A 14,113-nucleotide genomic window follows, 5' to 3' on the forward strand; every position below is an offset into this window, starting at 1 on the left:
CTTGTTGCAAGAATGTGTCCTGCCGGACGGGCTCCCTGCGCGGGAGGCGGTCACTTCGTGACTTGTATACCTTTTCTGGGTGAGGGATCGGCTCAGGGCCTCCCGTTGGTCGGCGGTTACGATTTGGCTGTGCTGGCGATTGCCTTGCGGAGGGTGGGGATGCCTCCGGGTCTGACGGAGCCGTGGCCGCAGGCGAAGCGCTCGATGGGGTAGGTGAGCAGTTTGTTGGCGCTGGCGAGTGCGATGGATTTATCCCAGGTGGCGAGGTTCGGCAGAGGGAAGTACCAGGGGGCGAAGCCGCTAACGGTGAGGTGGCCCATGGCGATGAGGGCGTCGCCGGCGTAGAGGGTGCCGTCGCGCTGGTCGAGGAAGGCGAGGTGGCCAGGGATGTGGCCGGGGGTTTCAATGGCGAGAAGGGAGCCGTAGAGTTCGCCTTCGGTGACGAGACGCGTAGGGCGGGCGTCGATGCCGGGGAGGCCACCGCGAATCTCTTCGTTGGGTTCGCCGGGCTGAGGAGACTTGTTGGGGGGCTTTTGCAGAAGCGGAAGGCTGCGGGCGTTCGAGGTAAACTCTATTTGTGTGGCGCCTAGCTTTGCCAGGAGGGCATCTACGGAGCCGACATGGTCTACGTGGGCATGAGTGATCAGGATGCGACGGATGGGTGCGCCCAGGGCTTTCGCAGCGGCGAGAATATCGTCGGCGGAGTTGGCGAGGTTGGCGTCGATCAGGGTGAAGCCGTCGGTCTCGCGGACGAGATAGCAGTTGATGAGGCCGAAGCGGGTGAGTTGATGGGCGTTGGCGGTAATCGGTGTGGTTTTCATAATGGACGCTAAGGAAGAGAGTACCTGCGAGGATGTTGAGTTGCCCGGAAGAGACCGAACAGACTGAGATTGATGCATGTATGGCGGCTGCGATAGGGTTGGTTCCGTTCTAATGCTCGTACCAAGTGATGGTCTGGTCTGTTGGGTTGAGACTGATTGGATTGATGGATTGGTTGGGCTGACATAGTATGTTTCGCACACTCCCTACGGCCTCTTGAAAGCAGGTTGTTGTCGTGAATGCGATCTGAGCGTCTGATTTCCAGTGCTCTCATCGATGCCTCTTATAGCAGATGTAGTGCAGCTTTATGACGGGACAGTCTGTTGTGAATGGAGAGGTGATGCGAGATATTTCAAGACGGTCTTTCGCTTTGTCGATTACGGTTTCGTTGATCGGTTTTTTCACGATCTATGCAGGGTTGGGATGGAGTGAGGTAGCGCAGCAGATGACGCCGCTGCTGATTGCGGTTCATGATGCGCCGGTGCCTTTCAAAGGTTCGGACGGCCAGGTGCACCTGGTCTATGAGGTGTGGCTGGCGAATATCTCGAGTGGCGAGGCGGATATTCAAGATGTTGAGGTGATCGGTGACGGTGGGGTTCTGCAGAGGCTGGACGCAGCGGCGGTCTCTCGTCGTCTTCAGCCTGCGGGTTTGCGCGAAGCTTCCGGGGTGCTTGCCCGGGGCACGCAGTCGATACTTTTTTTGAACGTCATTCTTCCGAATGGTTCTCCAATTCCGAAGCAGCTTCTGCATCGGATCAAGGCGCACTACAGCGCTGCGCCTCCGGGACAACAGGAGATCACCGAGACTGGCGGCGCAACGACGCCGGACCTTCAGCCGGTTGCGCAGATCGGTGCGCCTCTGCGTGGGGATGGTTACGTCTCTGCTGATTCGTGTTGCGATGCGACGCGCCACACCCGGGCTGCGTTACCTATCAATGGGCGCGTCTATGTGGCTCAACGTTACGCTGTCGATTGGGAGCAGTTGGATGCAAACGGCCGTATCTATTCAGGTCCAAGAGAAAAACTTGAGAGCTATACGATCTTCGGAAAGCCTGTCTATGCGGTTGCAGATGGGGTGGTAGCCGTTGCGATTACGGGCCTGCCTGAACAGACGCCGGGGAAGTATCCCACGAATATTCCGATTGAAGACGCGGATGGGAACGCGATCATTGAGGATATCGGGGGGCATCATTTTGCCTGTTACGCGCACATGCAGTCGGCGAGCATCAATCTTCATCGCGGCGATCGAGTGAAGCGCGGACAGATCATTGGCCTGGTGGGGAACTCGGGTAATTCTGTAGCACCGCATCTGCACTTTCATGTGATGAGTTCGGAGTTGTCGCTTGCTTCGAACGGGCTGCCATATCAAATTGATGCCTTCAAAGTGACGGGTGCGACGCCCGGCACGGAGGCTTTCGACGAAGCAGAGGCCAACGGGACACCACTTGCAATTAATGTGTTCTCTCCTCCGCACCAGATAGAGAATTCGCTGCCGCTCGATCAACTGATTATCTCGTTGTCGCCTCGGTAGCGCGCTTCGATGCTTCGAGGGCTGCGGCTTCGAGGCAGATCATAGCACGCTTCATGCGCTGGTTGGTGGTGTTTAGAATGTAGTGAAACAGCCCATTCGTATCGAGGAACTATCGTTGCTTGGCTATGTCTCAAAAGCTTTTAGACGTCACCTGAACTTTCGCCGTGTCGTAGGCCTTTATCGGCGTCGCTTGTCACGGAAGATCTTTGCAAAGTGCGGCGGCATTGTGCAGTATGGGCCGTTTGCCGGGATGCAATGGTTAGACAACCCTCGCTGGGGCCGATCGGAGCAGGGCGTTATGATTCTCGGCCTGTACGAGCAGGAGGTCCTCGAGAACCTTGCAGGGGCCCCTGCTCACTTTCGAGTGTTTGTCGATGTCGGCGCTGCGGACGGATACTACGCTGTCGGTCTTCTTCATAGTGGCAAAGTCGATCGCTCCGTAGCCTTCGAATCCATTCCCGAGTGCCGCACGGCCATCAGTCGGCTGGCTGATAAAAACGGCGTCTTGGACAAGATAACGATTCTCGGCACGGCATCGGATCGTTTCGTTGATACTCTTCGCACTCACAAGATCAACTCGCACGAGACGATGTTTCTTATCGATATTGAAGGCGCGGAGTTCAAAGTACTTACCGAGGAAGTTTTTGCCTTCCTGAAAGATTCGATGATCATCGTCGAAACTCATGCCCATATCTATGCCGATCCCCAAGGGGAGATGGAGCGTCTCGTGGAGAGAGCTTCTTTGACGCATCGCGTAACAACCTGGTATCCAGGAGCTCGCAATCCCTGGACGATCAAGGAGCTGGAAGAGTTCACGGAGATAGATCGATGGATTCTATGCTCTGAAGGGCGTGTCGAGGTCCAACAATGGCTACGCTTTGATCCTTTGTAAGGTCACTCCCGAGTACTGAGAGCTAGAAGGTGCTGACGCCTTCTTCGATGACGAGCTGATCGACCTTGATGTTCATGGTCTCGCCCAGTTTTTTGAAGCCTTCCTTCCACTCGTCGGTCCAGTAGTTGGTGTCGCTGCGACGGAGGAGGTCGTTCCAGATGTTCTGGGCCTGCCAGATGTTTACCTCGAAGGGCATCTTGTGGGTGGCCTCTGCGACTACGATGGCTGCGGCGAGGGCGTCGGCGGCTTGCGGATCGCCTGAAGCTGCGGCTTCGAGGCGGATCATGGCGCGCTTCATGCGCTGTCCTGTGGTGTAGCTGAGGAGTTGCGTGTCGAGAGGGATTTGATCGGCTTCGGCGCGGCTGATGAGTGCTTCGATTTCGGCGTTGTCGAAGGTTTCGGACTCGATGGCCTGACGGAGGCTGGCGTTGATGGCGAATCGGGCTGCGGTGGCGAGGGCGGGCGGGGCGGTCATGCCGGACTCGGTGAGGAAGTGCATGAGGGAGGCGTGGTCTTCGTAGATCTTGCGGAGGGAGTGCTCCATCTCGGAGACGGTCTGGTTGAGGATGGTGCTGAGGATGCGATGCTGCTCGTCGGCGAAGAGGGAGGTTAGCGAGTAGGCGGTTTCGCCGAAGAAGCGGTCGATGAGGCGGATGACCTCGGGGAGGTTGGCGCGACGGATGGCGGTGCTGATGTCGGTGGAGAAGGTGGCGAAGGCTTCGACCTCGGCTGGGTTGTTGGAGTTGTAGGCTTTGACGGCGGCGGATAGGTTCTGGTCGCCGAGGTGGAGTACGGCGAAGCAGAGCTCTTCACTCTCCTCGGTGATGCGGGAGTAGAGGAGCGCGCGGCCGAGGGCGACGCGGCCGCGGCCGGAGTTGAAGACCTCCTGCGATTCGCGGTGGACGTCGAAGCAGAAGAGCTCGCCGTGCTCTGGATAGGCGCGGAAGATGGAGCTGATGGCGTAGTGAGCACCGACCTGTTCGAGGCCGATCTTCATGCTCTTGACGTAGCGGCGGTAGACTTCGGCGCCGTCGCCCATCTCGGGGACGTTGCTTTTTGCGCGGGCGAGGCGGGTAAGGAACTCGGCTTCGAGGGCGACGCCGGGAGGGCCGAAGAGTTTGGCGGCGAGCTGGAGGACACGTCCGGCGTAGGCGATGATCTGGACAGTTTCGATGCCGGAGATCTCGTCGAAGAACCAGCCGCAGCTGGTGTACATGAGCTGGGTGTGGCGTTCGAGCTCCATGAGTTCGAGTGCGCTGACGCGCTCGTCTTCGGTGAGGTGGCGGATGGCGTGGTCGGCGAAGAAGCGGATGATGGAGGCAGGGGAGCGGTCGAGGACGACGTGGATATAGGCTTCGCGGGCGACCCAGAGATCTTTGAAGAGGGATTGGGAGAGCTTTTCGGCGAGCGGTGCGGTGGCGTCGCGGAGGTAGTCGAGGGATTCGCGCAGGGGGGCGCGCCACTCTTGGTTCCAGCCGGCCTTGCCACCGTTGCAGCCGCAGTTGGAGCGCCAGCGTTCGACGCCGTGGGCGCAGGACCAGGAGGTGTCTTCGGCGACTTCTGCCTCCCACTTGGGCGGGAATTTTTCGAGAAACTCGCCGTAGTTGGTGAGTTTGGCCTGTGCGCCTTCCTCGATCCAGTGCATGGCATAGGAGAGGGCCATCTCGCCGTGTTTGTGGTGGTGGCCGTAGCTTTCGCCGTCGGTGGCGACGTGGGAGAGCTGGGCGATCTCGGGGTCGCCGGGGGAGGCTGGGTGGAAGCCTCCGAGGAGGCGGCTGCCGAAGTTTTCTCCGCTGTTGAGTAGGCCTTCAAAGGCGATGGCGCGGGAGCCGGGGCCATCGTAGAAGAAGACGGCGATGCTGCGGCCTTCGTCGAGTTTTACAAGGTAGGGGTGGGTCGGGTTGACGTTGGCGCTGGGCGTCTGGGTCCAGGGCTCTTCGGCTGGAGCGGCTGCTGCGGCGACGGGGTCGAGGTTCGGTTTGGAGGTAGTGCCAGCGGGCGGCTCGAGGCGGCGGACACGGGCGCATTGAACGGGGGCGAGGATGGTGAATTTAATGCCCTCCTGCGCCATGAGGTCGAGCACATTGCGATTGACGGCGGTCTCGGCGAGCCACATGCCTTCGGGTTTGCGGCCGAAGCGGGATTCGAAGTCGGCGATGCCCCAGCGGATCTGGGTGAGGGCGTCGCGGCGGCTGGCGAGGGGCATGATGATGTGGTTATAGACCTGGGCGACGGCGGATCCATGGCCGCTGTAGTGCTGGGCGCTGACCTTGTCGGCATCGACGATCATGCGGTAGGCGCGGGGGGCTTTCTGCTGGAGCCAGCTGAGGAGGGTGGGGCCGAAGTTGAAGCTCATCCGGGCGTAGTTGTTCATGATGCGGATGATCTCGTTCTGCTTGTTGGTGATGCGGGAGGCGCCGTTGGGGGCGTAGCACTCGGCGGTGATGCGGTCGTTCCAGTCGTGATAGGGGGCGGCGGAGTCCTGGACCTCGACGGTTTCGAGCCAGGGGTTTTCGCGGGGTGGCTGGTAAAAGTGGCCGTGGATGCAGACGAAGCGGGGGGCTTCGACGGCGGCGGGTTTGCTTTTTGTGGATGTCTTCGACTTTGCCATTGATCCTTTTGTCCTGCCGGACGGGCCCACTGCGCGTGGGGCGGTCACTTCGTGACGCGTATACCTTTCATGGACGATACAAAATGCAAGGGCCTCCCGTTGGTCGGCGCGAGAGATTTATTTCCGACCAACGGGAGGAGCTATGTTGCTCAGTTTACCGGGACAAGGTATACGCGTCACCAAGTGACCGCCCTCCGCGAAGGAGGCTCGTCCGGCAGGACATGGGTTTGGATGCAGTTTATGGCTCGGAGTTCAAAGGAAGGGTGAGTTTTCCGGCTGCGAGGTCGCAGGCGCGCCAGAGATACCAGCTTGCGACCGAAGACCAGGGCTGCCATTTTTTTGCGCGGCGGTGCATGACGTCGGGCTTGGGGAGGTCGGCGGGGGTGACCTTGTCGGCTGGTTTGAGTTTGCCGAAGGTGAGGGCAAAGCCTTTGCGGACGCCGTAGTCGTCGACGGGCAGGACGTTGGGTCGGCCAAGGCGGAAGATGAGGAGCATCTCGACGGTCCAGCGACCGATGCCACGGACCTGGGTTAGGTGCTCGATGATGGCTTCGTCGGACATGCGACGGATGCGGATGAGGGTGGGGACGGTGCCGTCGAGGGTTTTGGCGGCGAGGTCGCGGAGGGCGAGGGATTTGTTGTGGGAGAGGCCGGCGGCGCGGAGTTGCTCGTTGGGGCAGTCGAGCAGGTGCTGGGCGGCGAAGTGCTCGTTGGCGGTGACGGGGTAGAAGCTTTCGAGCAGGCGGCGGTGGATGGTGGCGGCTGCTTTGCCGTGGAGTTGCTGATAGATGATGCTCTCGACTAAGGCCTCGAAGGGCGATTGGGTGCTGGAGACGCGGAGGGTAAAGGGGCCGGCGCGTTCGATGAGCTTGCCTAGTTTGGGATCGGCGGCGGATAGATCTAATAAGGCCTGGGCGGCATCGTAACGGGGAGAGCGCGGAGTGTGGTGTGGTCGCGGCATGAGACTGACGGTATCGCAGGAGAGGCGGAAAAGTCTTGTGCGCGATTAGCAGAATTCGGACTAACTTGGTTTGCATTTACAAGTCCGATACGTTTCGGGCAGGGTAGATGTAGCGGTCAGTTTCAGCCGATGAACAGCCATGCACGAGATGTTGTGTATGGATTTGAAGCGGGTTCGATAATCGGATGTTGCGGCAGGAAAATCAGTTGCGAGTTGTTGCGGATGAGTTGAGGTGGGGTTTTCCACTGCTATACTCTGAGTCTCGAAGACAGAAATTTTCGGGGTCGCTCCGATTACGGACGCTCCGATCGCCGCGTATGGATTGCGCGGCAAAAGTAGCGAGACGCAGTATCTAAAATCTTGACAGCAACTTCTCAACCCTTAGCTCAGGTAATGCAGAGGAAGCAGGAACGTACTCATGGCGCAAGTTTTTGACCGCAGTTCGAACGCGCTGGCTCGATTCAGCCTTGTTTTGACGGGCGTAATCGTTATCGCGCTCGGCGTAACGCTGGACCAGCTACAGCGATCACCGTGGGTGACGCGGCAGGGCCAGCGGCCGGATCAGCCGATACCGTTCAGCCACAAGCACCACGTTGAGGGACTTGGCCTGCAGTGCCAGTACTGTCACACGCAGGTGGAGAAGGCTGCGTATGCGGGGATTCCTCCGACGAAGACCTGTATCAACTGTCATGCGCAGATCTGGACAAATGCTCAACTGCTGGAGCCGGTGCGGCAGAGTTGGGCGACGGGGGCTTCGATTCAGTGGATTCGGGTGCACGACCTTCCGGACTACGTTTACTTCAACCACCAGATTCACGTGAACAAGGGCATCGGCTGCGCCAGCTGTCATGGGCGCGTGGACGAGATGCCGCTGATGTATCAGCAAAACACGCTTCAGATGGAGTGGTGTTTGAACTGCCATCGTAATCCGGCGGTGAATCTGCGGCCGACCAGCGAGATCTACAACATGGCGTGGGCTGGTCCTTCGAGTGAGCGACCGGTGTGGTGTTCGAGTACGGGTACGGGCGCGGCTGGTTCTGGACCGACGGCGCAGAATGTAAGCTGCACGACGATGAATCCTTCGGGCAAAGGGCCGGAGCTGGCGATGCTGCAGATGAACACTGAGGCGAATGGGCCGACGTCGAGCGATGTTCCTCCGCTGGGGATCACGATGCCAGCGAGCTATCAAAAGTTTACGAACCAGAGTGACCTGGGCAAGTATCTGACGGCTCAGTACCACATCCGCAATCCGGAGCAGCTGTCGAGCTGTGAGACGTGCCACCGATGAAGACGACTGGAAACAAGACGACCGGGAATGGAACTGAAGACACGATGGCTGAGATGAAAGCACCGGCAGGACAACCCGTAGTGGTGACTCAGATTGCACCGGCGAAGATGACGCTTGCTGAGGTTCATGCCAAGTTGGATGGCAAGACGGGGCGACGCTTCTGGAAGAATCTGGACGAGTTGGCGGATACGCCGGCGTTCCACGAGTTGATGAGGGAAGAGTTTCCACGGCAGGCTGGAGCGGGCGAGTGGGTCGATGCGGTAAGTCGGCGTGGCTTCCTGAAGGTGATGGGCGCGTCGCTGGCGCTGGCGGGGTTGGCGGGTTGTACGAAGCAGCCGGATGAGCCGATCTTTCCGTACATCAAGCAGCCGGAGGATCTGGTTCTTGGCAAGCCGATGTACTTTGCGACGGCGTATCCGTTCCCGACCGGTGCGATTCCGGTGCTGGTGAAGTCGGATTCGTTCCGGCCGATCAAGGTGGATGGCAATCCTGAACATCCGATGTCGAAGGGTAAGTCCGACGCCTTTACGCAGGCTACGCTACTTGATCTATACGACCCTGACCGTTCTCAGCATGTGCTGCATCGCGGCGAAGTTGCGTCGTGGGGCGAGTTTCAGCAGGCGTTTGCTACCGCTGCGAAGAAGACCTCTGGCGGCCAGGGCATTTATTTTCTGAGTGAGACGATTACTTCGCCGACGCTGGCGGCGCAATGGAAGCAGGTGCAGGCGGCTTATCCTCAGGCAAAGCTGGTGCAGTGGGAGCCGGTGAATCAGGACTCCTCGCGCGCGGCTTCAAAGGCGGCGTTCGGTAGCTATACGGACACGCAGTACAAGCTGGAAGAGGCAGACGTCATTCTCTCGCTCGATGCGGATTTCCTGGGTGGCATCGCTCATCCGGGCTTCCTGCCGCTGGCTTCGGGCTATGCGGAACGGCATCGGTATGAAGAGGGTAAGATGATGAACCGGCTGTACGTCGTCGAGACCATGCCGACGGTGACGGGGTTCAAGGCGGAGCATCGGCTGGCGCTGAAGCCGAGTGAGATTGCGACGTTCGCGCAGGCGTTGGCGAGCGGCTCCGCTCCGCAAGGCGCGGGCTTACAGGGTTTTGGACCGGAACAGCAGAAGTTTTTTGCTGCGTTGAGCGCTGATCTGAAGAATAGCGGCGGCAAGTGCGTTGTGATTCCAGGAGAGCAAGCTTCGCCGACGGTTCATGCAGCGGCTTATGCGCTGAACTCTTCTCTGGGGGCAGTGGGCAAGACGGTGATTTACACCGAGACGGTGAACCCGATGCCGACCGAACAGGTTGCGGAGCTGAAGTCGCTGGTTGCCGATATGAAGGCTGGCAAGGTGCAATGGCTGGTGATGCTTGGCGTCAATCCGATCTACTCGGCACCGTGGGATCTTGGCTTCAGAGACGCATTCGCAAATGTTCCAGTGACGGCGCAGCTTGCCTCGCATGTGGATGAGACGGGTGCGATCTCGAACTGGCATATCAATAGAAGCCACTACCTGGAGAGCTGGTCGGATGCACGGGCCTACGACGGTACGATCTCGATTATTCAGCCGATGATCGACCCGATGTATGGCGGCAAGTCATCGCATGATGTGTTGCAAGCGCTGCTGGCGGATCCGCAGCAGTCGGCTTATGACGTTGTTGTTGCGAATGCGAAGACCTACACCAAGGGCGACTTTGCTACCTCGTGGCGTAAGGCTCTCCACGATGGTTGGGTGGAAGGAACTGCGTTCACGGCGAAGGCTGGTGGTGCGAGTAAGAGTGCTGTCGCGTCCTTTCCCGCTGCTGCTGCTCCGAGTGGACTTGAAGTTTCGTTCCGGCCTGATCCTTCGATCTACGATGGGCGGTTCGCGAATGTGGGGTGGTTGCAGGAGTTGCCCAAGCAGGTGACGAATCTGAGCTGGGATAACGCGGCCATCATGAGCATTAATACGCTCGCCGACTTGAAGCTCGATGAATCCGATCCAGTGAAGATTTCGTTGAATGGCCGCGAGGTGATTGCGCCGGCGATGATGATTCCGGGGCATCCTGATGGCGTGATCACGGTTCATCTTGGCTTTGGCCGAGGCGTTGAGGCGGGTCGTGTTGGTCAGGGCGTCGGCTTCGATGCTTACCAGATTCGCACTACCGATGGGCTGCTATCGGTTTCAGGCGCGACCGCAAAGAAGGTACCGGGAACGTACGATCTTTGCATCACGAAGGTCCACAACATCGAGCATCGCGGCAGCTTTGCGCAGCACGATCTGGAGAAGCCACTCTCGGATAAAGACGGTGTGTACTCCCTGGCTGGGCATGAGGCGGAGGAGCGATCGATCATCCGCTACGCCACGCTCGATGAGGTGAAGAAGAATCCGAACTTCGCTCACGAGGGCGGGACAAGCGGAACGCTGATCGATAAGGTAGGGTATTCGCCGCAGGGTGAGAAGGTTCCGCACGACAACTCGTTCTTCCCGGATAACTGGAACTACGAGAAGCAGGATCCGTCGACGCTGAAGATTCAAAATGCGTGGGGCATGGCGATTGACCTGAACAGCTGCATCGGTTGCAACGCCTGCATTGTTAGTTGCTATGCGGAGAACAACATTCCTGTCGTGGGTCGCGAGCAGGTGAAGGTTGGGCGCAACATGCAGTGGCTGCGTATCGATACCTACTTTGAGGGCGATCTACATGCTCCAAAGGCGCACTTCCAGCCGATGGCCTGCCAGCACTGCGAAAACGCAGGTTGTGAACAGGTCTGCCCAGTGGGCGCTACGGTGCATACGCCGGAGGGGATCAACACGATGGTTTACAACCGCTGCGTGGGGACCCGTTACTGCTCCAATAACTGCCCGTATAAGGTTCGCCGGTTCAACTTCCTGTTGTACTCGGACTATGACACGGAGAGCCTCAAGTTCATGCGGAATCCTGACGTGTCGGTTCGTTCGCGCGGCGTAATGGAGAAGTGCAGCTACTGCGTGCAGCGAATTGAGGCAGTGAAGATTGTGGCGGATAAGGAAAACCGCGAGATTCGTGACGGCGAGATTGTGACGGCATGCCAGCAGGCCTGCCCGACCAGCGCTATTACGTTCGGCAATATCAACGACAAGGCAAGCAAGGTGGCAAAGGCCAAGGCTGAGGAGCGCGATTACCAGGTACTCGCCGATCTCAACTTCCGTCCGCGCACCACCTATACGGCCGGAGTCATCAACCCGCACCCGGAGCTGGCATAATGGCGACTAAAGGACCCATGCAGGACCCGAGCGTCGATCCCATGATCGACCCGCGTACCGGCGAATACGCGGTAATCGCGCCGGGCCATAACTTCAAGTCGGTGACGCAGAAGATTGCGGGTATCGTGCTGACGTCGAACACTCCGCTGGGCTGGTTCTTTGGCCTGATGGTGGGTGGCGGCGTTGCGATGGGTGTGGTGGTCGGCTGTACCTGGCTGTTCCTAAAGGGCGTCGGAATCTGGGGCGTCACGATTCCGGGCGCATGGGGATTCGCCATCATCAACTTTGTGTGGTGGATCGGTATCGGCCACGCGGGCACGCTGATCTCTGCGATTCTTCTTTTGTTCAAGCAGACCTGGCGTAACTCGATCAATCGGTTTGCTGAGGCGATGACCATCTTCGCGGTGGTCTGCGCAGGAACGTTTCCGCTTATTCACGTTGGGCGTCCGTGGCTGGCGTACTGGCTCTTCCCTTATCCAAACACGATGAACGTGTGGCCGCAGTTCCGCAGCCCGCTGGCCTGGGACGTCTTTGCGGTTTCGACGTATGCCTCGATCTCAATCATCTTCTGGTATATCGGAATGATTCCCGACTTTGGGACGCTGCGCGACCGGGCTACGATGCCGGCGGCGAAGTACTTCTATGGGATGCTGTCGCTGGGCTGGCGTGGTTCGACCCGGCACTGGATTCGTTATGAGTCGGCTTCCCTGCTGCTGGCGGGTCTTTCGACTCCGCTGGTGCTCTCGGTACACACGGTCATCAGCTTCGACTTCGCGGTGGCGGCGCTGGCGGGGTGGCACACGACGATCTTCCCGCCCTACTTCGTTGCGGGTGCTGTGTACTCAGGTTTTGCCATGGTGCTGACGCTGGCGATTCCGATCCGCAAGTTCTACCACATGGAAGATCTGGTTACGCTGCGGCACCTGGACAATATGGCGAAGGTGATGCTGGCGACGGGCTCGATTGTGGCCTACGGCTATGGCATGGAGGTCTTCATGGCATGGTTTTCGGCCAGCCACTGGGAGTTCTTCATGATGTGGAACCGTATGTTTGGGCCGATGGGCTGGGCGTACTGGATCCTGATTCTGACTAACATTGCGATTCCGCTGACGACGCTCTGGTCGCGCAAGCTGCGGGTGAACGTGACGTTCCTGTTTATCCTGTCGCTGATCGTAAATACAGGGATGTGGTTTGAGCGCTTTGTCATCGTTGTTACCAGCCTCTACCGCGAGTATCTGCCTTCGAGCTGGGGTACCTACCGCGCGACGAAGTGGGACTACATGATTTACGTGGGAACGATGGGCCTGTTTACGTTCCTGTTCTTCCTGTTTGTTCGGTTCCTGCCGATGATTCCGATGTCCGAGATTCGAATGATGCTGCCGCAGACGAAGGTAACGCCTGGCGGAGCCAATGCCGAAACGATCAGTGAGGAGTCCGCCTAATGCCGCCGCGCGAAGGAATTTACGGAATGCTGGCCGAGTTTAATACGCCCAGCGAGTTAGTGTATGCGACTCAAGAGGCGCATCGTGCGGGCTATCGACGCATGGAGTGCTACACGCCGTATCCGGTGGAAGAGGCGGCTGAGGCGCTGCACTTCCATAAGACGCGGGTGCCGATGGTGTGCCTGATCGGCGGATTGATGGGGGTAACGACGGCGTTTCTGATGGAGACCTGGATCAATGTGTGGGCCTATCCGCTGAACATCGCTGGCCGTCCTCTATTTTCGTGGCCTGCGTTTATCATTCCCGCCTACGAGTGGACGATTTTATTCGCTGGTTTTTCGGCGGCTCTCGGAATGATTGCGCTGAACGGCTTGCCGCAGCTCTATCATCCGGTCTTCAACGCGCCGAACTTCAGGAATGGCGCGACGACCGATAAGTTTTTCCTGTGTCTCGAGGCGGTTGATCCGAAGTTCTCGTTGAGCGAGACGCGGACGTTTCTTGAGCAGTTCCCTGCGGTCTCCGTGGTGGAGGTGGATCATTAATACGCAAGTGAGATTGACATCCCGACGCCTTGGCCTCGCCGCAGCAGCATTGTCTCTGCTGGTGGTGACGGGCTGCCGTCAGGATATGCATAATCAGCCGAAGTTTTATCCGCAACGTGGCACGGACTTCTATGCGGATGGCCGTTCGGTGCGTCCGCAGGTCGAGGATACGGTTGCTCGGAATCAGCTCCATGAAGATGCCTATTTCTATACCGGGCTGGTAAATGGAAAAGAGGGTGATGGTATGCCCTTCCCGGCGACCATGCAGGTGCTCGAGCGGGGGCAGGAGCGTTACAACGTCTACTGCACGCCGTGCCACTCGCGGGTTGGCAATGGGATTGGCATGATTGTGCAGCGCGGGTACTCGAAGGCCGGCAGCTTTCATTCGGCTCGGCTCGAGACTGCGCCGCTGGGACACTTCTTTCATGTGATCTCGAATGGGTATGGTTCCATGCCTGACTATTCGGCGCAGATTGTGCCGGCAGATCGCTGGGCGATTGTCGCTTATATCAAGGCATTGCAGCTGAGCCAGAAGGCGACACAGGCTGACGTGGCGTCCGGCGCTCATGTTGAGCCGCTTGCTAGCATCGCCGAACGGGAGGGTTTGCCGGCCTCCTTCGCCGATGAGTGGGTGCTACCGCCAACGGCTGTGACGGGCACGCCAGACAATGGACTTTATGTGCTCCCTGTCACAGGCGCCGGAGCTGCTGGAACTACGGCGGCTGCTCCATCACGAAACAACGCAGCTGCGCCGGCGGCGTCTGCCGGAAAAACCGCACCGAAGCAGTAACCTCGGAAGCTTCCGA

General features: G+C 58.9%; 10 protein-coding genes. 7 read left to right on the forward strand and 3 right to left on the reverse strand.

The window, feature by feature from the left end; translation table 11 throughout:
* Positions 1–116: 116 nt before the first annotated feature.
* The gene (locus HDF08_RS19510; protein WP_179640329.1) at positions 117–821 is read right to left on the reverse strand and encodes an MBL fold metallo-hydrolase; all 705 of its coding nucleotides are present in this window, start codon (positions 819–821) and stop codon (positions 117–119) included.
* 338 nt (positions 822–1,159) lie between these two features.
* Between HDF08_RS19510 and HDF08_RS19515 the strand changes: the two genes are divergently transcribed.
* On the forward strand, positions 1,160–2,350 hold the full coding sequence (locus HDF08_RS19515; protein ID WP_179640330.1) for a M23 family metallopeptidase: 1,191 nt from the start codon (positions 1,160–1,162) through the stop codon (positions 2,348–2,350).
* 82 nt (positions 2,351–2,432) lie between these two features.
* Positions 2,433–3,242 (forward strand): class I SAM-dependent methyltransferase, encoded by an 810-nt coding sequence (locus tag HDF08_RS19520; RefSeq protein WP_179640331.1) that lies wholly within the window; start codon positions 2,433–2,435, stop codon positions 3,240–3,242.
* Between the two features lie 22 nt (positions 3,243–3,264).
* Here HDF08_RS19520 and HDF08_RS19525 read toward each other — a convergent pair whose 3' ends face one another.
* Entirely contained in the window at positions 3,265–5,853 is a 2,589-nt protein-coding gene (locus HDF08_RS19525) for a DUF3536 domain-containing protein (RefSeq protein WP_179640332.1), read from the reverse strand.
* 238 nt (positions 5,854–6,091) lie between these two features.
* The gene (locus tag HDF08_RS19530) at positions 6,092–6,814 is read right to left on the reverse strand and encodes a DNA-3-methyladenine glycosylase family protein (protein ID WP_179640333.1); all 723 of its coding nucleotides are present in this window, start codon (positions 6,812–6,814) and stop codon (positions 6,092–6,094) included.
* A 418-nt stretch (positions 6,815–7,232) separates the two neighbouring features.
* Between HDF08_RS19530 and HDF08_RS19535 the strand changes: the two genes are divergently transcribed.
* From HDF08_RS19535 to HDF08_RS19555, 5 genes are read left to right on the forward strand one after another with little or no spacing between them, the layout of a single operon-like run.
* Entirely contained in the window at positions 7,233–8,102 is an 870-nt protein-coding gene (locus HDF08_RS19535) for a cytochrome c3 family protein (RefSeq protein ID WP_179640334.1), read from the forward strand.
* Positions 8,099–11,323: a TAT-variant-translocated molybdopterin oxidoreductase gene (locus HDF08_RS19540; RefSeq protein WP_179640335.1), complete on the forward strand. Its 3,225-nt coding sequence runs from the start codon at positions 8,099–8,101 to the stop codon at positions 11,321–11,323. Before HDF08_RS19535 ends, HDF08_RS19540 begins: the two co-directional genes overlap by 4 nt.
* Positions 11,323–12,765 (forward strand): NrfD/PsrC family molybdoenzyme membrane anchor subunit, encoded by a 1,443-nt coding sequence (gene nrfD, locus HDF08_RS19545; protein ID WP_179640336.1) that lies wholly within the window; start codon positions 11,323–11,325, stop codon positions 12,763–12,765. The genes HDF08_RS19540 and nrfD overlap by 1 nt, the downstream gene beginning before the upstream one ends.
* Positions 12,765–13,307, forward strand: a complete 543-nt coding sequence (locus HDF08_RS19550; RefSeq protein ID WP_179640337.1) for a DUF3341 domain-containing protein — start codon at positions 12,765–12,767, stop codon at positions 13,305–13,307. Before nrfD ends, HDF08_RS19550 begins: the two co-directional genes overlap by 1 nt.
* A 7-nt stretch (positions 13,308–13,314) precedes the next feature.
* On the forward strand, positions 13,315–14,097 hold the full coding sequence (locus HDF08_RS19555) for a c-type cytochrome (protein ID WP_373563239.1): 783 nt from the start codon (positions 13,315–13,317) through the stop codon (positions 14,095–14,097).
* Positions 14,098–14,113 lie beyond the last annotated feature (16 nt).

It is taken from the genome of Tunturiibacter empetritectus, assembly GCF_013410875.1.
GTDB lineage: Bacteria > Acidobacteriota > Terriglobia > Terriglobales > Acidobacteriaceae > Edaphobacter > Edaphobacter empetritectus.